The organism is Parabacteroides sp. AF14-59, assembly GCF_003479515.1.
Taxonomy (GTDB): Bacteria; Bacteroidota; Bacteroidia; order Bacteroidales; family Tannerellaceae; genus Parabacteroides; species Parabacteroides faecis.
Window position 1 is genome coordinate 42,883 of the sequence record NZ_QUHH01000015.1, and the last position, 20,654, is coordinate 63,536.

Genomic DNA, 20,654 nt, shown 5'->3' on the forward strand with positions numbered 1-20,654 from the left:
GACCGAAACAATATTTTCTTGTAAATAATAAAAATACGATGTTATCGATTATTGACATAATAGAGGATACAACTGTAGACGGTCCGGGATTCCGGACTGCTATCTACGCTGCCGGATGCCCGAACCAATGCCCGGGCTGCCACAATCCGGAATCATGGGATATAAAGAAAGGCAAGCCAACCCCGACGGAAGAGATTTTGGAAAAAGTCCTGGCAGACGACTTCGCCGACGTTACTTTCAGCGGTGGCGATCCGATGTTTCAACCGGAAGGCTTTACCAAGCTGGCACGTGCCATCAAAGAAAAGAGCCGGAAAAATATCTGGTGCTATACGGGTTATCAATTTGAGAGATTATTACAAAACCCCAAACAGGCCGAACTGCTTCAATATATCGACGTATTGGTAGACGGAAAATTCAAACAATCTCTGCACGACGAAAGTCTTTTGTTCCGTGGCAGCAGCAACCAGAGATTGATCGATGTAAAGAAATCGCTGAAAGAGAAAAAAGTAGTTTTCTATAATTACAATCCATTTATCATTTAGCGATAGGTTATTCTATTTACAGAAAACAGATTATAACAAAATGATTCAAAATCCATCTTTCTAATATTAATATGTTTTATATTTAATAAAATGAATAACAGCAGTGCTTTCCTAAATAACACTTCCAAGAGATTTTAAGTTACAATAATTAACATATATCTCCGCAAATCATTTCCTAAAACTTATTTTAAAGAAATTGCCACTTCGTTTAAAACGAATTTTTTTTGTTTTAAATGAAGTGACGATCCATTTAAGACGAAAAAAGCGTTAAAATAAGTTATACAAAAGAGGAGTCGATACCTTTTCAGGCTTGATTTAGATGTTTTTTAGCAGTTTATCACTTCCAGAACACCTAAAAAGCAGGCAAGAGATGAAATAGCACAAACAACAGGAATATCTATTTCAAGAAACAAACAGACACAATAATCCAGTAAATATTATCTACGCGATATCATATTCCGCAATACCCCATTCTCTTTGACAAACTAAAACCTTCTGAGAATCCTATAAAACTCATCCATCCCATCACCTTTCCGGCACAATCGTTCCATACATCTACTAAAATAACATTTTGACATTCTTGGATCAAATCATCCTGCATGCAAACAATATTCTAGAACGGTTATCCTGTACTTCAAAACAATACCAAAAAGATTTTTTAATAAATAAATAGCATTTATATTCAAAAATACTTTACTACTTTTGCATCGGATTAAGGTGAATCACGAAGCATTCTGCTGGTGATGAGAGGGAATCCGGTGCAAATCCGGAACAATGCCCGTTGCTGTAATCCCGTTCCGGCACTTGCCGGAAATGCTTGCAACTCCATGCCACTGACGATTCAGTTGACAGTGGAAAGTTGACAATTGACAGTTTTTCTGTCCGCATTTTATCTGTCAACTATCACATGTCAACTATCAACTATACCGTCGGGAAGGCCTTGCAAAGCCGGGAAAGTCAGAAAACCTGCCTGATCAATTATATTTATGCTCTCGGGATAAAGGGCAGAAGATTAACAAGGCAGAATTTCTATACAAAATTCTTCCATTTTATATGCTTACTTATATGAGACTGAAAGGTATTGCTATGTCTTTACTTTCGGTGTGCGTGTTTACACCTGCAACCAGCTTTGCAGAGAGTCAGACTGTCAATACACCGGAAAAAGAACAGGTACAAACCGGAATTTGTGTATTAACCGGTAGAATTATCGATTCCGAAACAGGAGAAGGTATACCTATGGCTACGATTAATGTTCCGGGAACATTAATCGGTACTGCCTGCGACGCAGGCGGCCGTTTCCGCATAGAATTGATCGAAGGTAAAAGTTACAACCTGCTGGTCCGTTCGACCGGCTACATGGAACAAACCATCAAGTTCAATGCCAACGGAGCGCAAAAAGAAATGGATATCCAGATGAATGCCGGGATATTCGATCTGAATGAGGTGGTTGTAACCGGAACACGGACAGAGAAACTCATCAAAAACTCCCCGGTACTGACTAAACTAATCCCGGCATCTCAACTACAGCGAAATGACTTTGAAAATATTATGGATGCACTGGAGTTTTCCATTCCGGGATTGCAATTCAACAGCGATCCGCGAGGGGACAATATCCGTATCCAGGGATTGGAAAACAAATATATCCTGATTTTGGTCGATGGTGAACGCCTATCTACCACCCCAGGTGGTCCGATCGACTTTGAACGCTTGAGTACTTCCAATATCAAACAGATAGAAGTTGTCAAAGGAGCTGCTTCGGCCTTGTATGGATCAAGTGCAATCGGCATGATTATCAACATCATAACAAAGACTCCCGAACGTCCGGCCGAAGGATGGGCCAAAGTACGCTATTCACGCTACAATGAACTATTGATGGATGCCGCTTTCGGAACAAAATATAAAAATTTCACTTCGCAAACATTATTCAACCGTAACTCGACAGACGGTTACGACCTGACACCCGAGACACCGTCAAACTATACCCAGAACCCATCCGCCAATATGACCATATCCGAGAAACTGGGTTGGGAACATAACGACACCAAACTGAATGCAGCAGCCGATTTCTTCCTTAACGAAGAGAAGAATCCGAAGCTAAGCAACGAAGTGACACATTATAAGAGTTTCAACAAAACATTTCGCGCCGGACTCGAACAAAAACTGGGAGAAAAGAACATGTTGAAAGCCATCTATTATGGCGACTTTTACATCCGGCGAACGGTCTTTGAAAAACTGGATTCGGTTGGAAAGAACGCTAGTTCGAATGTACAAACCCTACGTCTGACTGACATTTATAACCCGCTCGATAATCTGCAAGGAATAGCCGGAGTTGAATTCAACTGGAACAAGGATTATAATATCATGCAATACGGAGAAAAGATGAAAACCCGAAAAGTAAACGATATCAACGGATTCGTACAGCTGGACTGGAAAATCATTCCCCAACTCGATATTATCGGTGGTTTCCGTTATACACATCACTCTGTATTCGGAAATGCTTACACCCCCAAAGTCAACGTCATGTATTCACCCGGTAATCTTCGTCTACGCGCCGGATATAGCAAAGGTTTTAAAGCGCCCGATGCAACTGAACTATTTTCCGACTTTCAGATGGGTTCCGTTTCCCACAATATCGGTAATCCGGACCTGAAAGCCGAACATTCAAATTATTACTCTTTCTCTGCAGAATATACTTTCAACAAACTGAATATCAGTGGGGAAATCTATCAGAACGATATCAAAGACAAAATACAGTCGTATAACGTTATCGTAGAATTACCCAACGGAGGTGAAGAAGCCCAGTTACGATACAGAAATGTGGATAACGCCCGCATCCGTGGTGCGGAAATCTCTGTCACTTATAAACCGTTCCGATGGGTGAATCTGCAAGGTACTTACGACTTTACGGATGCACAGGATAAGGCAACGGGCTTGCAGCTGACCGGGAACACTAAGCACTCACTGAGTTGTAACGCGATGTTCCTGTTCGATGTATTCAAACGGGAAGCCTCGGTATCCGTTGCCGGACGATGGACATCAAAGAAAATCAACTTCCGCGAAAAGACCGTGACCGATCCTGAAACAGGAGAAACGATCCAGCAAATGGTAGACAGTCCGCAAGACGCATACAGTCTGTGGAAACTGACCGTACAGTATAGTATCTGGAAACATAAATATATGAATTTGCTGTTAACAGCCGGTGTACAGAATATCTTCAACTACACCGATCCGGTCAACTATACGACATACGATCCTGGACGTCGCGCATTCGGTTCCGTCATCTTTAAATTCTGATAGCGATTTATGAACATTATAATTATTAATCATTTTATGAAAACTAACAAATTAAATTTTGCAGTATTTGGTCTGAAACAGATCATGGTACTCGTTGCATTGTGTTTACTTTCTACTGGTTTTGTGGCTTGTGGCGATGATGATAAAGATGAACCGGAAATCCCGGCAGAAGCTAAATCATTCTCTTTTATTAACAATAGCACAGCAGCTAACGACTGGGTTTACTTTTCTTTTGCGAAAGGTGACAGTGTAGTGATTGACAAAGCAAATGCAGCTAAAGACCAAACTTGGGACATCGCTTTCCAGCGCTACTACATACGCACAAACAGTGGAACTTCCGGTCAAGGCCAAGGTGGTGCTTTAGACTCTAAAGAAACTGTATTCGATAAAGTAACAGTTGTTCCTACAAGTGGATTTATTGTTGATTCAGAAGCAGATATAATGACAGCAGTAATGGGTAAATTTGAAAAAGGTTCTGTCAATACAGCTTTTCAGGTTTTAAACCAGCCTGTTTGGGCATGGTTCAACGCTCCTGTACCTGGTGATATGCAATGGCACTATAACAAAAATGTGTTTATTATTAAGACTGCCGATGGCAAGAATTATGCTAAAATAATCATGCAAAAATACAAAAGCGATGACAATAAATCCGGACATATCACTTTTGACTACGTATATCCGTTTAAATAACAATTAGTTAATCAATGCGAAGGAAGGGAGATACATCAGACACACATTCACTCTTTCCAGTCTCCCTTCCCTTTGCTTATTTTTTTATAATATGTCTGTTATTCAATTCCTCCGTCAACACAAATCCGCGGGATGGAAAGCCGGGCTGGCACTTTTGCTGGTACTCGGCTTGTATGCTTTTTATAGCCTGCTGTTATCCCCCACTAAAATTGCATTGGTAAACTTTCCGTCTTACCAGGTTTCCAACATTGCAATGGCAAGCGACAGCCGCTTGATAAAAGTGAAAGAGGTCAAGGCTGAAGATGCGTCGTCGCTCAAAGGCTACGATGCGATCCTGCTGTTCGGTCCGGGTTTGCGACTGACGGAAGAACAGACGGAAAATATCGATGCTGCCGGGAAAAAAGGAACCGCTGTATATACCTTTGTCTTTTCATCCGGCTCCATCAGCAATCACAATGTCGACAGCCTGCAACAGGAACAACTCGATATTTATTATAATAACCGGAGCCGTATGAACTACCGGAATATGTTGCATTATATCCGTAGCACCTTCGACAGCCGGAAACTATTCCAAACAAAAGCCGACGAACCGATACTGATCCCATCCGACATTTTCTTCCACCTGGAAGACGGCGTATTCTACCGGACTGCCGACGAACTGACCAACCACCTGCGTGAAAAGAAAATATACAAGGAAGATGCCCCTCGCATTGCCTTTGTTTCAGGTATGACCTCCCCCTTGGAAGGCAACCGAAGCTATATCGACAGTCTGATCACCCGCCTGACAGATGCCGGTTTCAATGTGTACCCGATCGCATCAGCCGCCAAACGGCAGCAATTGATGGAAAGTGTTCATCCGGATGCCGTCATTTATCTGCCGATGGGACGATTGGGAGGTGATAAAACCGTTCAATGGCTGACAGAAAACAATATTCCGCTTTTCTGTCCGCTCTCTATCATGTTAAGCCGCGATGAATGGCTGAGCGATGATAAGAACAAAGGGGTAACCGGCGGTTACCTGACAGCCCGTATCGTACTCCCGGAAATAGACGGAGGTATCGATCCGCTGGTAATCTCCACGCAGAACCAGCACGAGAACGGCTATTTTATGTTCGATGCAGAAAGTGAGCGCCTGGACAATTTCACCCAAAACGTAAAGAACTATCTGCAACTGCGCAAGAAACCGAACAAAGATAAACGGGTGGCTATCTGCTACTTCAAAGCGGCTGGCCAGGCATCGCTCGTCGCTGCCGGACTGGAAGTGGCCCCTTCCCTTTATGAACTGCTGAAACGACTGAAACAGGAAGGATATACGGTAAACGGACTGCCCGATACTTTTGAAGGTTTCAGCCAACTATTGAAGAAACAGGGGGCTGTACTCGGAGCCTATGCCAAAGGGGCACAGGATGATTTCATGAAAAATGGTAATCCGCTATGGGTAAGCAAAAGCACTTATGAAAAATGGGCCGCCCATACGCTCGTCCCGGAAAAATACAAGGAAGTAGTCGACAAATACGGGGAAGCCCCGGGAGACTATCTGAGTGCAACGCATGACGGAGAAGAATCACTGGCCATTGCCCGCCTGCAATTCGGAAATGTAGTCCTGTTCCCTCAACCGCATGCCGCTGAAGGTAACGATGAGTTCCATATCGTACACGGAGCCAGCGTTGCCCCGCCACATGCCTATCTCGCCCCTTATCTATGGGTTCAGAATGAATTCAAGACCGATGCCCTCATCCATTTCGGCACGCACGGCAGCCTGGAATTCACCCCGGGTAAACAAGCCGGATTATCCAACAGGGATTGGCCGGATTGCCTGATAGGCAGCCTCCCCCATTTCTATTATTACAGTATTGCCAATGTGGGCGAAGCGATCATCGCCAAACGCCGCACGCATGCCGCCATGTTATCCCACTTAACACCTCCTTTCATGGAAAGCCGCACACGGGATCGTTTCTCCGGCTTGTTCAAAGATATCGATGATTGGTACCAGGCCCCTGAAAACAAACAACCGGAAATAGGATTACGGATAAAAGCTGCCGTTCTGAAACTCGGACTGCAAAGGGACCTGCAACTTGATAGCATAGCAGGTAAACCTTATACAGCGGAAGAGATCGAGCGAATTGAAAACTTCGCAGAAGAGATCTCCAACGAAAAAATGACCGGACGCCTTTATACGCTCGGACAGCCATACGGCAAGGAAGATATCGAATCGACAGTCATCGCCATGTCGGCCGATCCGCTCGCATACAGCCTTGCACGTTTAGACGCATTGAATAATAAAATCACCCGGAAACAATTGGAGAACAATACTTATATCTCCCGTCATTATCTGGCTCCGGTCAAGGCCAGATTAAAACAACTGCTTGCCTCCCGCGAACAAAACCCGGACCGGCTGATGTTGGAGTTTGCGGGTCTGAGCCGTGCCGACCTGATGAAAGCACGCGCCACGGATATGGCAGTCAATCCCCGTCAGCTATCCATGAGCGAAATGATGGCAATGGCGGCAGGAGAAGATAACGGTAGTTCTGGAAAAGATAATTCCGATGATAACGGAGGGATGAAAATGCCTGCCGGAATGCCGAAAGTAGGTAAAATGCCGGATTGGGTAAAGAAACGGATCGAAGCACGCAAGAAAGCAAAAAAAGAGGGAAAACAGGCAGTCTTGCCGGAAGTACCCCAAGAGGAAAAAGACTTTTCTTTTGCCGTATTGGAAATTGAACGTACATTGAAAAATGTAATCAACTACAAACAATTGCTCGAAGCGTCTCCCGAATCGGAACTACAGAGCATACTGCATGCACTGGACGGCGGATATATTGCTCCCAGTCCCGGCGGCGATGTAATTCTTTCCCCCAATACGCTGCCAACCGGACGGAATATGTTTTCCATCAATGCCGAAGCGACGCCGAGCACACGTGCCTGGGATAATGGCAAGCTATTGGCAGAAACGACACTGAAAACTTATTTCAAGAAACATGAGGACTGGCCGCGTAAGGTCAGCTATACTTTCTGGGCCGGTGAATTTATAGAAACCGAGGGCGCGACTTTCGCCCAAGCCCTTTACATGCTCGGAGTCGAGCCGGTACGTGACGGCATGGGCCGTGTCACCGACATCCGGTTGATCCCATCCGAAGAGTTAAAGCGCCCGCGTATCGACATCGTTGTACAGACATCCGGACAACTCCGCGACCTCGCCGCCTCCCGCCTGGCCATGTTGAGCAAAGCGGTTGGTATGGCCGCCGGATCGGAAGGCGACTCATACGGAAATTATGTGGCGGAAGGTGCCGTCGAATCGGAAAAACTGCTGGTAGAAAAAGGAATATCACCCAGAGAAGCACGAGAACTCTCCACCATGCGTATCTTCGGGGCCGTGAACGGCGGCTACGGTACCGGCATCACCGGTCTGGTAGAAAAAGGGGATGCCTGGGAAGAAGAATCACAGATTGCAGACACATATCTGAATAATATGGGAGCTATCTACGGTGACCCGGATAAATGGGGAGCAGTAGTAAAAGACCTGTTCGAAGTCGCCCTGCAACATACCGATATCGTAATGCAGCCCCGCCAAAGTAATACATGGGGAGCACTTAGCCTCGATCACATGTATGAATTTATGGGTGGTTTAAACCTATCCGTCCGAAATGTCACCGGAAAAGATCCGGAAGCTTACCTGTCCGACTATCGTAACCGCCATAACGTGCGCATGCAAAACCTGCGGGAAGCGATCGGAGTAGAAAGCCGTACCACCCTGCTCAATCCGGAATATATCAAGGAAAAGATGAAGGGGGGAGAAACGACTGCCGAGAATTTTTCAAAAACATTCCGTAATACGTACGGGTGGAATGTAATGAAACCTTCTACCATCGACCATGAACTTTGGGACGACCTGTATAAAATGTACATACTCGACGAACAACAATTGGGCATTCATAAGTTCTTTAAGAACGCAAGCCCGGCCGCTCTGCAGGAGATGACTGCCGTCATGCTGGAAACAGCCCGTAAAGGCTACTGGAAGGCTACGGACGAACAGTTACAGCAGATAGCCGAGTTGCATACGAGCCTGGTGAAAGAGTTCAAACCGGCCTGCACCGGATTCGTTTGCGACAATGACAAGTTAAAAGAATTTATCGCATCCCGGATTCCTGACCAACAGGCACGCGAGTACCGGCAGAATATCACAGAAATAAAAGAAGCACTGGTGGAAACGGGACAGCAGGTGGTATTGAAAAAGGATCAGTTGAATCAGGTTCCGCAAAAAGAAAGCCAGACGTTGGATGGAATATTGATCGGTGTTTCTGTCGTTACACTGTTCTTCCTGCTGGTATTTGTCCTGAAACGGAGAAAAAAATAAAGAATGGAGTATGTAGTAGGCATATTACTCGGATTCATCGCTCTCAATTTTCTGTTGAAGATCGGGTTTTATGAATCTTTCTACGGTATACTGGCGGCTGGTGTGGCATGCAGTCTCTTTATCCTGGCAATCTGGCCCTGGGCTACGGAACAGTCGAAAACGCAGATTGCGGATTTCCTTGCTTCGCCGGCACGTATGCAGGATGCTGCCGTCATGATCACAATTGAATCGACGGTCATGATCGCTTTTTGCTTCGATTGTTTTGCTGGTTTCCGGCGGCATGATACTTTCTTCAAACGCAACCTGACACGGATACTGAAATACTATCCGGGATTACTGATCACGTTGGTACTGGCCTATACACTTACGCAAACGATCTTTGCTTTCCCTGGGATAAGTTTCCACAGAATGGCATGGAGCTTTGCGGCAATCAGCGGCATCGGAGTGGTTGGTGCCGGATGGTTCCTCAAAAAGTACCTGGTGGATCGCAGTCTCCGCCTGGAACTGTTGTTCGTCACGAACCTGTTCATTATTCTGACGGGGATCATTGCCACGGAGAACGGGAAAACGAGTTATGAGAGTGTCTCCAACGTCAACATATATGCTACCCTCGTCACACTGGGTATATTTGTTGCAGGGGCACTGATCGGATTTATATGGAAAATGATTAAAAAAACACGGATATGACATCTATTTCAAATGCTTTATTCTGGATATCCAACGGACTACTGATACCGGTAGTCGTACTGTTATTACTTTTCTTCCTGCGAGCCATCCTGATGGCGGGCGGTTTCTTCGGGGAGTTCTGGCAAAAGACGCGCCTGCAGCAACAGATAAACGATATGCTCGAGGAAATGACACCTGCCAATGCAGATGAACTTTACAAGAAACTGCCTGAAAATAAAAACATTCTTTTATTACGCTGCATGCAGAAGCTATACAGCCACAAAGAGAATACTGCTTATTGCGAACGATTGCTGGCTAATTATGAAGTGGAAGCAGAAAAGGAATTGGGACGCTCGCGCAATTTTATTAAACTGGGACCGATGCTGGGTCTGATGGGGACATTGATCCCGATGGGGCCGGCACTGGTAGGTCTTTCAACGGGTGATATTGCTTCAATGGCGTATAATATGCAGGTAGCATTCGCTACGACGGTAGTGGGTATGGTAATCGCCGCAATAGGGGTCGTCACTTTGCAAGTCAAGCAACGTTGGTATGCACGCGACATCAATGATCTGGAATATATCTATAAAAACCTGCACCATGGGACAGCGAAATAAGTTGCTTCATTCAGACGGGGATTCCGATCCGATGGGAGTGGTTGCCAATCTGTTTGATGTGGCAATGGTTTTCGCTGTCGCATTGATGGTGGCACTTGTAACTCGCTTCAATATGACCGAGCTTTTCTCTAAGGAAGACTTTTCTCTGGTAAAAAATCCCGGGAAGGAAAATATGGAGATCATCACAAAAAAAGGAGAAACAATCCAGCGGTATACACCTTCCGAAAACCAGGAATCGGAAGGGAAGAAAGGACGTAAAGTCGGGATTGCCTACGAGTTGGAAAACGGGGAGATCATCTACGTCCCGGAGTAAGAATAGTTATTTCTCCTCGGTATACTGCCGTTTAAAAGCAACCGGTGAAACTCCTCTGTGCTTTTTAAAGAATTTCCCAAAGGATGATTGATCGGAAAAATTCAGCATGTCGGCGATCTGTTGAATGGATAAATCCGGATTCCGCAAAAGAATCTCGGCTTCGCGCATCAACGCTTCACTAATCCATTGGTTGACAGTTCTTCCACTGAAACTTTTCATTATACGCGACAGGTACTCGGGGGTAATGCACAATTCGCCCGCATAGAAAGAAACGGAATGTTCTGTCCGGCAATGTTTGTTCAGTAACTGGATAAACAGGAAAAGCAATACATCTTTTGCCGGTGGATTCGGATTCACTTTATGACGGTTTGCCTGATAGACAATGTTGTTCATCTCCAATAAAAAGCCGCGTAGTTCGTTCAGGATAATATCGCGTTGCCACGCATGTTCCGTACGGTCAATATTCCGCTCGATACGGCAGAGGCAATTCTCCAGCAAAAGCCCTTCCTCTTCGTCCAGATGTTGGATAGGACGAGTATGCAGGGAAGCGATATAAGCAGCAGGCATACGTCGGCTGTTCAACATAATCTCGGAAAACAGATTGCGTTCGATGATCAGATGGTAGCCCCTGAAATCGGAAGAAAAACGAAAATTCTTTACCGAGTGCATATCCATTATATTCAACAACAGATTATCAGATAAATGATAGGTAAAATCATCTATAGTAATCTCTATGTCTCCTTGCCGAACCAGAAAGATGGAAAAGGCATCCAGGCGAATAGAAACATCTTCTTTGAATCCTGGATTCCTGTGATTGTTACCATCCATTCTCACAATAACCAATTTATCCTGATAGGACTTCAGATTCATTTTAAAACGAAGCAAGTCCGCAATACTTAGCCGCAAAAAGGATTCTTCCATATCTATTTTCATAAGGCAGCAAAGATAGAAAATATATCCGAAAGCGACTCCGGGTTGGTTTTATACAACCATTTTGCAGGCGTGCGCAAAATGGTCCGACCGAAACTATAAAAGATCATTTTGCTGACGTCAGCAAAATGATCGAGCTTGCCAAAGGTGCTGAAAGAGAGGTAGATAACATCCTCCTAACACGTTATGCATGCTACTTAATTGCACAAAATGGTGATCCCCGTAAGCCAGAAATAGCTTTTGCACAAAACTACTTCGCCGTACAAACAAGACGAGCAGAGCTTGTAGAACAACGTTTTTTAGATTACGAACGCGTAACTGCACGCACTAAACTAGCCGAAACAGAAAAGCTACTTTCCGGCGTTTTATATGAGCGAGGCATAGACAGCAAAGGCTTTGCCACCATACGTTCTAAAGGTGATAAAGCACTATTTCGTATCGATACCAAACTACTCAAACGCAAATTAGGAGTACCCGACAGCCGCCCTTTGGCTGATTTTCTACCGACAATCAGTATAAAAGCCAAGGATTTTGCCGCAGAAATGACCTCTGTCAATGTGCAGCAAAACGATTTATACGGACAAACCTCCATCGAAAACGAGCATGTGGATAACAACCTGGCCGTAAGAGACATGTTGGTCAGCAGAGGCATATTTCCCGAACAATTTCCTGCTGGAGAAGATATAAAAAAGGTAGAGAAACGACTGAAAAAAGATGCTAAAAAGCTGAACGATCCCAAGAAGAAAAAGTAGTAGGCCACTTACTTGTCCCTGTTCAATTTTGGAACAAATATATTCATTTTTCAACCACAGCTATTATCTCAAAAAGTCGGATATTTGCACCGGTTATTAGTTAAGGCAGTATATATCAATGAGTAGCAAACTTACATCACTCTGACATTACCGTGTTAATGTTTTGATTTTGGAACAATCCTACTGCCGGGGTTATAATTGAATAATAGCAGAATATGAAGAAAAATTTTATGGCCCGATGCCTCAATGGCGTCGGGGTAGGGCTTCTTTGCCTTATCGCAAGCTCATGTAAAGAGCAACCGGCAACAATGGTTAACAGTGAGTACAAAGTGCTGAAAGTGTCGACAACCGACAAAACCCTGAGCAGTCTTTATTCCGCCACGATACGCGGACGACAGGATATCGACATCTATCCTCAGGTCTCAGGATTTATCACACAGTTATGTGTGGAAGAAGGACAAGCTGTCAGAAAAGGACAGTTGTTGTTCATCATTGACCAGGTTCCTTATCAGGCAGCTCTGCAAACAGCAATTGCCAATGTGGAAACTGCACAAGCTACGCTGAACACAGCAAAGCTGACGTTCGACAGTAAAAAAGAACTGCATGCACAAAATGTAGTATCGGCTTTCGACCTGCAAACTGCTGAAAACTCATGGTTAAGTGCCAAAGCACAGTTATCGCAGATGAAAGCACAGGAACTGAGTGCCCGCAACAACCTTTCATACACAGAGGTAAAAAGTCCGTCCAACGGAGTTATCGGAACACTACCCTACCGTGTCGGAGCGTTGGTCAGCGCCAATTCGCCTAAACCGCTGACGACTGTCTCTGATAATTCGAATATGTATGTTTACTTTTCCCTGACGGAAAATCAACTGTTGACTCTCACCCGCCAATACGGTTCCAAACAGAAAGCTTTGGAGATGATGCCGGAAGTCGAATTGCAACTGAATGATAAATCCGTTTATCCGGCAAAAGGGAAAGTCAAAACGATCAGTGGAGTTATCGATCGCAACACAGGTACTGTAAGCCTGCGTGCCGTATTCCCGAACGAAGAAGAGATCCTTTACAGCGGCAGTTCCGGAAACATTATCCTGTCGACAGAGAAATCGGGCAGTATCGTGATCCCGCAAACAGCCACATTCGAAATACAGGATAAAGTATACGTTTATAAAGTCATAGATGGCAAAGCTACATCGGCTCAGGTCAATATCACCCGTGTAAACGGAGGCCAGGAATATATCGTGAACGAAGGTCTGAAAGCCGGTGACGTGATAGTTGCCGAAGGTGTAGGTTTGCTGCGCGAAGGAACTCCGATCCAGGTTAAACAATAATAGGAAGAACGGAATATGAAATTAAGAACCTTTATAGAACGCCCGGTACTATCAGCCGTTATCTCTATCGTGATAGTATTTATGGGTATCATCGGGTTGACCAGTCTGCCCGTCGAACAATATCCCGATATTGCCCCGCCTACCGTTATGGTGAGTACAACTTACTTCGGTGCCAGTGCGGAAACCCTTCAAAAGAGTGTGATCGCCCCGCTGGAAGAGGCCATCAACGGTGTAGAAGACATGACCTACATGACATCTACGGCTACCAATGCAGGAACCGTATCCATTATGGTCTACTTCAAACAAGGTACCGATCCGGATATGGCAACCGTAAACGTACAGAACCGTGTGTCCAAAGCCACCGGTCAGTTACCCGCAGAAGTAACTCAAGTGGGAGTCACTACTACCAAGCGTCAGACCAGTATGTTGCAGATCTTCTCGATTTACAGTCCTGACGATTCATACGACGAAGGCTTTCTTGCCAACTACCTGAGCATTAACCTGAAGCCGGAAATCCTCCGTATCTCAGGTGTCGGCGAACTGATGGTAATGGGAGGAGATTACAGTATGCGTGTCTGGATGAAACCGGATGTGATGGCTCAATATAACCTGATTCCTTCGGATGTGACTGCCGTACTGGCCGAACAGAATATAGAATCGGCAACCGGTGCATTCGGTGAGAACTCTACGGAGACCTACCAATATACGATGAAGTACAAAGGCCGCCTGATACAGCCGGAAGAATTCGGGGATATCGTGATCCGTTCGACCGAAGACGGTGAAGTACTGAAACTGAAAGATATAGCAGAAATAGAGCTGGGACGTGAAAACTACTCTTACATCGGTGAACTGACCGGTCATGTCGGCGTTTCCTGTATGGTATTCCAGACAGCCGGTTCCAACGCGACCGAGGTAAACCAGCAAATCGACGCTTTCCTTGACGAAGCACGTAAAGACCTGCCGAAAGGAGTTGAGATCACACAGATGATGAGCTCGAACGACTTCCTGTTCGCCTCCATCCATGAGGTGGTAAAGACATTGATCGAAGCGATCTTACTGGTTATCCTGGTGGTATACATTTTCCTGCAGGATATCCGTTCGACCCTGATCCCGCTGGTAGGTATTATCGTGTCGCTGATCGGTACATTCGCATTCATGTCGATTGCCGGATTCAGTATCAACCTGATTACTTTGTTTGCACTCGTTCTCGTGATCGGTACGGTGGTCGATGATGCCATCGTCGTCGTCGAGGCGGTACAGGCCCGGTTCGACGTCGGGTATAAATCTTCGTACATGGCAAGTATGGATGCCATGAACGGGATCAGTGCCGCCATTATCTCTTCTTCACTGGTGTTTATGGCCGTGTTTATTCCGGTATCGTTCATGAGCGGAACTTCAGGTACATTCTATACACAGTTCGGTCTGACAATGGCAGTTGCCGTAGGTATCTCAGCGATCAATGCATTGACTCTGAGTCCGGCATTATGCGCACTGATACTGAAACCGTATATCAATGAAGACGGTACGCAAAAGAATAACTTTGCCTCCCGCTTCCGTAAAGCGTTCAATACTGCTTTCGATGCTCTAATTGCCAAATACAAGAAGGGTGTACTCTTCTTTATCAAACGCAAATGGCTGATGTGGTCGATGCTGGCTTGCTCGGTTGTCCTGTTGTTCTTCCTGATGAAAACGACGAAGACCAGTCTGGTGCCGGATGAAGACCAGGGTGTATTGTTCGTCAACGTAACAACGGCCGCCGGTAACTCACTGGCTACGACCAACGATGTGATGACCAATATCGAGAATCGTATCAAAGACCTGCCGCAGATCAAGGATTATAATAAAGTATCCGGTTACGGACTGATCTCCGGACAAGGAAACTCATTCGGTATGTTCATCATCAAACTGAAACCGTGGGATGAACGTACAGATAAGGAAGACCACGTACAATCGGTTATCAACCAGGTGTACGGACGGACTGCCGATATCAAGGATGCAAACATCTTCGCCATGTCGCCAGGTATGATCCCCGGTTACGGTATGGGGAATGCGCTGGAAATGTATATGCAGGATAAAAAGGGAGGCGATCTGACTGATTTCTTCAATACGACACAACAATACCTGGGGGCCTTGCGCGAACGTCCGGAAATTGCAGCCGCCTATTCAACCTTCTCTATCAACTACCCGCAGTGGGAAGTGACGGTAGATGCAGCTAAATGTAAGCGTGCCGGTATCACACCGGATGCCGTACTAAGCACCTTGTCAGGTTATTACGGAGGACAATATGTATCTAACTTCAACCGTTTCTCGAAAGTATATAAGGTGATGATACAGGCTTCCCCCGATTATCGTCTGGATGAATCTTCACTGGATAATACTTTTGTACGTATGGCAAACGGCGAAATGGCTCCGTTAAGCCAGTTCGTGAACCTGACAAAGGTATACGGTGCCGAATCGCTGAGCCGTTTCAATATGTACAACTCGATCGGGGTTAATGCAATGCCAGCACCAGGATATAGTTCCGGTGATGCCATCAATGCCGTAAAAGAAGTAGCGGCAACCAGTCTGCCGAAAGGGTATGGTTACGACTTTGCCGGTATCACCCGCGAAGAGAACCAGGAAAGCAATACGACAGCCGTGATCTTCGTCATCTGTATCCTGATGATCTACCTGATCCTGAGTGCGCTTTACGAAAGCTTCCTGATCCCGTTTGCCGTGATCCTTTCCGTTCCGTTCGGTCTGATGGGTAGCTTCCTGTTCGCCAAGATCATGGGGCTGGAGAATAACATTTATCTGCAAACCGGTTTGATCATGTTGATCGGTCTGTTGGCCAAAACAGCCATCCTGCTAACTGAATATGCTGCCGAACGGCGTGCCGCCGGTATGAGCCTGACATCTGCCGCACTGTCTGCTGCCAAAGTACGTCTGCGTCCGATCCTGATGACGGCGTTGACCATGATCTTCGGTCTGCTTCCGTTGGTAGTAGCGACAGGTGTCGGTGCAAACGGTAACAGCTCATTGGGTACAGGTGCCGTAGGCGGTATGTTGATCGGAACACTGGCACTGCTGTTCGTCGTGCCTTCCCTGTTCATCGTATTCCAGTATCTGCAGGAAAAAGTACGCCCGATACAGTTCGAGCCGACTCACGACTGGCAGATCCAGGAAGAAGTGGTAGAAGTAACCGCCGAGCGGAAAGACTATCTCGAAAGTAAAAAGAAAGGAAATCAAGCAGATGAAAAATAATATCATTCTATTATCCGTCGCCACCCTCTCGTTACTGAGTGGGTGCGGCATCTATACATCCTACAAACCGGAGACCTCCGTTCCCGACAACCTGTTCAGGGACGAGGCGATAGCTACGGATACGACCAGCATCGGCAGTCTCGACTGGCGGGAACTCTTCACAGACCCTCAATTGCAGACGTTGATCGAAAAAGGACTGGAGAATAACACCGACATGCGCACCGCCCATTTGCGGGTACAGGAAGCCGAAGCAGCCCTGATGACTTCGCGTCTGGCTTACCTTCCGGCACTGAACCTGAATCCGCAGGGTACGATCAGTAGCTTCGACGGTTCGAAAGCCGCCAAAAGCTATCAGTTGGCGGTAGCTGCCAGTTGGGAAATCGATATATTCGGGAAACTCACCAATGCAAAAAGAAGTGCACAGGCAGCTCTCGAACAGACTAAATCATACAAACAGGCCGTCCGGACACAGCTAATAGCCACTGTAGCCAATTCCTATTACACTTTATTATTGCTCGACAAACAACTTGTCATCAGTGAACGGACGGCCTCTCTTTGGAAAGAGAACGTACAGGCGATGCGTGCATTGAAAAAAGCAGGTCTGGCAGATGAAGCCGCCGTTTCCCAGTCGGAAGCGAACAGCCTGAGTGTGGAAGCCTCCCTCCTGACCCTACGCCAGCAGATCAACGAGATGGAAAACAGCCTCTCCAACCTGCTCGGAGAAGTGCCTCACCGGATGGAACGGGGAGAACTGGATCGACAGGAATTTCCCCAGACACTATCTGTCGGCGTTCCGCTCTCCCTGTTAAGCAACCGTCCGGATGTACGGCAGGCAGAATATTCGTTGGCACAGGCATTCTATGCAACGAATGGAGCACGCAGTGCTTTCTATCCGAACATCACCCTCAGCGGTGTTGCCGGATGGACCAACAACGGAACGGGGATCATCACTAACCCGGGCGGCTGGCTGTTGCAGGCGATAGGCTCGCTGACACAACCGTTATTCAACAAAGGTGCCAACATCGCCCAATTAAAAATAGCCAAGGCACAACAGGAAGAGGCCTCTCTGGCTTTCCAGCAGAGCCTATTGAATGCCGGAAGCGAAGTAAACAACGCCTTAACACAATGGCAGACGGCACGCGGACGCATCCAACTGGCTGGCCAGCAGATTACGGCTTTACAAAAGGCCGTAAAAAGTACCCGGTTACTGATGCAACACGGAAACACCACTTACCTGGAGGTACTGACTGCCCAGCAAGGCCTGTTGCAGGCGGAACTCTCGCAGGTAGCCGACCGTTTCGATGAGATACAAGGTGTTATTAACCTCTATCACGCATTAGGCGGAGGACAAGAATAAGTATTACAGATAGACACAGAAAAGAAAGGGGGATGTCGTGATGATATCCCCCTTCTTGTTTCCTGGATCTCGGATGCCACTCTAAATCCTTGCTGTTATATAATCGATAATATCCAGGCAGAGATTGGTTGTCAGGTCATTCGTATCTAACTCGGGGTTGAGTTCCACCAGGTCCATCGACTTCACCAGATTCGTTGAAAGGATATGATCGACAAAGTCTTTAAACTCATCCGGCAAAAGTCCTTCACTCACCCGTGTTCCTGTTCCCGGAGCAAACCGCGGATCGATACTGTCCACATCGATACTGAAATGAACATTACGTATTTTTCTTTCCTTCAGCTTCCGCTTAATATCTTCGGCCACAAAACCGATTCCCTTCAGATGGATCGTATCCATAGTGTAAACACTCAGACGCTCCCGTTCGATCAGTGCCTGTTCACCTTCGTCCAGGCTGCGGGTTCCTACCAGAAAGACATTTTGTGGATTCACCTTATTTCCAGGGGCATAGATATTGACAAGTTCTTCACTTCCCATCCCCATCAGGGCACTCAACGGCATTCCGTGGATATTCCCGCTGGGAGATGTTTCATTTGTGTTGATATCGCCATGCGCATCCAGCCAGATGATCCCGAAATCGTCGAAAGATTTCCCTACACCGGAAGCACTTCCCAGCCCAAGTGAATGATCGCCACCGATAACAAGCGGGAACGCCCCGCCACGCAAGGTATCATACACCAGCTCCGCCAGATTATTATTCACCTCGACGATAGCGTCCAGATACTTCATGCTCCTGCCCCGGGCAAATTTATCCGTTTCCGAAACGGGAGGGACATACAGATTCCCAAGGTCGAAGGCACGATGCCCGTTCTTCCGTATCACCTTCATCAATCCCCGTTCGCGCAGATGATTCGGGGCACGCTCTACGCCTTCCCGGTCGCAACCCAGATTCAAAGGAACTCCTATTACGTTTATTTTCATGCTATACTATTTTAATTATGAACCTATAAGAGACAGTCTCTCTTGTTACTGTCCCGGCATGTCACCGCATAGACAAAGGTCAGTCACTTACAACGCAATATATAGCAGTCCTATGTGCCATGTATTGCCCTTACTGTGGCAAGGCCTTGCCATGCTATTGGCAAAACTTTGCCACAGTGATGGCAAAAGTCTGTCACTGGCATGGCAGACAGGCCGGACTATATGTGCCATATGCTTCACTACCGGAACCTACGATCCCTAGAACAGTTCAAAAGTTTCCTTTATTATACCGATTGCTTCCATCATCTGTTCATGGGTAATGACCAGCGGTGGTGTGAAACGAATGATATGATCATGTGTCGGTTTGGCTATCAAACCGTTTTCTTTCAGTGCCAAACAGATATCCCAGGCCACCTTTCCTCCGCAAGGTTCGGTAACAACGGCATTCAGCAATCCTTTTCCGCGTACCTGCCTGATCATCGGATTATCTATCTTCTGCATTTCGCTGCGGAACAATTCACCCATCTCATAAGCATTCTCCGAGAGATGTTCATCGCGTACCACTTCAAGGGCAGCTATTCCGACAGCGGCAGCCAACGGGTTTCCTCCATACGTGGAACCATGTTCGCCCGGAGCGATCGTCAACATAATCTCGTCGCTCGCCAATACGGCGGAAACAGGAGTGACACCACCGGAGAGGGCTTTCCCCAGGATCAGTATATCGGGATGAATATTCTCATAATCGCAGGCAAGCAGTTTACCGGTACGTCCGATACCAGTCTGTATCTCGTCGGCAATGAACAGCACATGATGGGCATGGCATAAGTCATAACAAGTGCGGAGATACCCTTCGTCGGGAACAACCACGCCTGCTTCCCCCTGGATAGGTTCCAACAGGAAGCCGACCACGTCGGGGTCTTTCAGGGCTTCTTCCAATGCTCCTACATTATTATATTGTACTTTGATGAAACCGGGTGTATAAGGCCCGAAGTCGGCATACGAACCGGGATCGGTGCTCATGGAAATGATCGTGATGGTACGTCCGTGGAAGTTCTCGCTGCATACGATAATCTTCGCCTTTTCCGGTGCAATGCCTTTGATACGATACCCCCAGCGACGCGCCAGTTTCAAGGCTGTTTCTACCGCTTCGGCACCGGTATTCATAGGCAGTAATTTATCATAGCCGAAGAACTTACAGGCAAACTCCATATACTCGCCCAATACGTCCGAATGGAAAGCGCGCGATACCAGTGTCAGCTTCTGCGCCTGATCCGTCAGTGCTTTAATGATTTTAGGATGGCAATGCCCCTGGCTCAGGGCGGAATAACCGGACAGGAAATCAAAATAACGTTTGCCTTCCACGTCCCACACAAATACGCCTGCTCCTTTTTCGAGAACGACAGGCAGGGGATGATAGTTGTGTGCACCAAACTTCCCCTCACGGGTGATGTAATCTTCCGGTCTCATACTATTTCAAATTTAATTGTTTTGTCAGACTGTAAGTGTTTCATACAGCCATTGTCCCAAAGGTAGTGATTTGAGTGACAGTATGTCACGGAAAGGGATATGTTAAGAAACACACTACGG

General features: G+C 46.4%; 14 protein-coding genes and 1 riboswitch. Of the genes, 11 read left to right on the forward strand and 3 right to left on the reverse strand.

All coding sequences use genetic code 11. From position 1 onward, the window contains the following. Positions 1-38: 38 nt before the first annotated feature. The 7 genes from nrdG (at position 39) to DWW23_RS16230 (ending at position 10,476) form a co-directional block, all read left to right on the forward strand. Positions 39-542 (forward strand): anaerobic ribonucleoside-triphosphate reductase activating protein, encoded by a 504-nt coding sequence (nrdG, locus tag DWW23_RS16200; protein ID WP_122354322.1) that lies wholly within the window; start codon positions 39-41, stop codon positions 540-542. A 698-nt stretch (positions 543-1,240) separates the two neighbouring features. Next, positions 1,241-1,531, forward strand: a riboswitch (cobalamin riboswitch). 76 nt (positions 1,532-1,607) lie between these two features. Then, positions 1,608-3,836: a TonB-dependent receptor gene (locus tag DWW23_RS16205; protein WP_158583203.1), complete on the forward strand. Its 2,229-nt coding sequence runs from the start codon at positions 1,608-1,610 to the stop codon at positions 3,834-3,836. A 36-nt stretch (positions 3,837-3,872) separates the two neighbouring features. Further along, entirely contained in the window at positions 3,873-4,526 is a 654-nt protein-coding gene (locus tag DWW23_RS16210; RefSeq protein WP_158583204.1) for an HmuY family protein, read from the forward strand. 91 nt (positions 4,527-4,617) lie between these two features. Continuing rightward, entirely contained in the window at positions 4,618-8,880 is a 4,263-nt protein-coding gene (locus DWW23_RS16215) for a cobaltochelatase subunit CobN (RefSeq protein ID WP_122354325.1), read from the forward strand. 3 nt (positions 8,881-8,883) lie between these two features. Next, on the forward strand, positions 8,884-9,567 hold the full coding sequence (locus DWW23_RS16220; protein ID WP_187576565.1) for a hypothetical protein: 684 nt from the start codon (positions 8,884-8,886) through the stop codon (positions 9,565-9,567). Beyond that, positions 9,564-10,163 carry a MotA/TolQ/ExbB proton channel family protein gene (locus DWW23_RS16225; protein WP_122354326.1) on the forward strand — a complete coding sequence of 200 codons (600 nt, stop codon included), beginning with the start codon at positions 9,564-9,566 and terminating at the stop codon, positions 10,161-10,163. Before DWW23_RS16220 ends, DWW23_RS16225 begins: the two co-directional genes overlap by 4 nt. Then, positions 10,147-10,476, forward strand: coding sequence for a DUF2149 domain-containing protein (locus DWW23_RS16230; RefSeq protein ID WP_122354327.1), 330 nt, complete (start codon positions 10,147-10,149; stop codon positions 10,474-10,476). The genes DWW23_RS16225 and DWW23_RS16230 overlap by 17 nt, the downstream gene beginning before the upstream one ends. Positions 10,477-10,482: 6 nt before the next feature. Here the strand turns inward: DWW23_RS16230 and DWW23_RS16235 are convergent, their stop codons facing one another. Next, complete coding sequence (locus tag DWW23_RS16235) at positions 10,483-11,397, reverse strand: AraC family transcriptional regulator (RefSeq protein ID WP_183668312.1); 915 nt, start codon at positions 11,395-11,397, stop codon at positions 10,483-10,485. Between the two features lie 62 nt (positions 11,398-11,459). Here DWW23_RS16235 and dinD point away from each other — a divergent pair, with 62 nt between their 5' ends. The 4 genes from dinD to DWW23_RS16255 all read left to right on the forward strand — a co-directional run bounded on the left by dinD (position 11,460) and on the right by DWW23_RS16255 (position 18,089). After that, positions 11,460-12,158, forward strand: coding sequence for a DNA damage-inducible protein D (gene dinD, locus DWW23_RS16240; protein ID WP_370449286.1), 699 nt, complete (start codon positions 11,460-11,462; stop codon positions 12,156-12,158). 215 nt (positions 12,159-12,373) lie between these two features. Beyond that, positions 12,374-13,489: an efflux RND transporter periplasmic adaptor subunit gene (locus DWW23_RS16245; RefSeq protein WP_122354329.1), complete on the forward strand. Its 1,116-nt coding sequence runs from the start codon at positions 12,374-12,376 to the stop codon at positions 13,487-13,489. 15 nt (positions 13,490-13,504) lie between these two features. Continuing rightward, entirely contained in the window at positions 13,505-16,732 is a 3,228-nt protein-coding gene (locus DWW23_RS16250; protein WP_122354330.1) for an efflux RND transporter permease subunit, read from the forward strand. Continuing rightward, positions 16,722-18,089: a TolC family protein gene (locus DWW23_RS16255; RefSeq protein WP_122354331.1), complete on the forward strand. Its 1,368-nt coding sequence runs from the start codon at positions 16,722-16,724 to the stop codon at positions 18,087-18,089. The genes DWW23_RS16250 and DWW23_RS16255 overlap by 11 nt, the downstream gene beginning before the upstream one ends. Before the next feature lie 81 nt (positions 18,090-18,170). Here the strand turns inward: DWW23_RS16255 and rocF are convergent, their stop codons facing one another. Together rocF and rocD are read right to left on the reverse strand one after the other, a co-directional pair. Next, entirely contained in the window at positions 18,171-19,067 is an 897-nt protein-coding gene (rocF, locus tag DWW23_RS16260) for an arginase (RefSeq protein WP_122354332.1), read from the reverse strand. Positions 19,068-19,325: 258 nt separating this feature from the next. Continuing rightward, positions 19,326-20,534, reverse strand: coding sequence for an ornithine--oxo-acid transaminase (gene rocD, locus DWW23_RS16265; RefSeq protein WP_122354333.1), 1,209 nt, complete (start codon positions 20,532-20,534; stop codon positions 19,326-19,328). Positions 20,535-20,654: the final 120 nt, after the last annotated feature.

Excerpts from the sequence above, each read along its gene's own strand:
- nrdG (WP_122354322.1), top strand. The coding sequence starts at position 39 with ATGTTATCGATTATTGACATAATAGAGGATACAACTGTAGACGGTCCG.
- DWW23_RS16205 (WP_158583203.1), top strand. The coding sequence starts at position 1,608 with ATGAGACTGAAAGGTATTGCTATGTCTTTACTTTCGGTGTGCGTGTTT.
- DWW23_RS16210 (WP_158583204.1), top strand. The coding sequence starts at position 3,873 with ATGAAAACTAACAAATTAAATTTTGCAGTATTTGGTCTGAAACAGATC.
- DWW23_RS16215 (WP_122354325.1), top strand. The coding sequence starts at position 4,618 with ATGTCTGTTATTCAATTCCTCCGTCAACACAAATCCGCGGGATGGAAA.
- DWW23_RS16220 (WP_187576565.1), top strand. The coding sequence starts at position 8,884 with ATGGAGTATGTAGTAGGCATATTACTCGGATTCATCGCTCTCAATTTT.
- DWW23_RS16225 (WP_122354326.1), top strand. The coding sequence starts at position 9,564 with ATGACATCTATTTCAAATGCTTTATTCTGGATATCCAACGGACTACTG.
- DWW23_RS16230 (WP_122354327.1), top strand. The coding sequence starts at position 10,147 with ATGGGACAGCGAAATAAGTTGCTTCATTCAGACGGGGATTCCGATCCG.
- DWW23_RS16235 (WP_183668312.1), bottom strand. The coding sequence starts at position 11,397 with ATGGAAGAATCCTTTTTGCGGCTAAGTATTGCGGACTTGCTTCGTTTT.
- DWW23_RS16245 (WP_122354329.1), top strand. The coding sequence starts at position 12,374 with ATGAAGAAAAATTTTATGGCCCGATGCCTCAATGGCGTCGGGGTAGGG.
- DWW23_RS16250 (WP_122354330.1), top strand. The coding sequence starts at position 13,505 with ATGAAATTAAGAACCTTTATAGAACGCCCGGTACTATCAGCCGTTATC.
- DWW23_RS16255 (WP_122354331.1), top strand. The coding sequence starts at position 16,722 with ATGAAAAATAATATCATTCTATTATCCGTCGCCACCCTCTCGTTACTG.
- rocF (WP_122354332.1), bottom strand. The coding sequence starts at position 19,067 with ATGAAAATAAACGTAATAGGAGTTCCTTTGAATCTGGGTTGCGACCGG.
- rocD (WP_122354333.1), bottom strand. The coding sequence starts at position 20,534 with ATGAGACCGGAAGATTACATCACCCGTGAGGGGAAGTTTGGTGCACAC.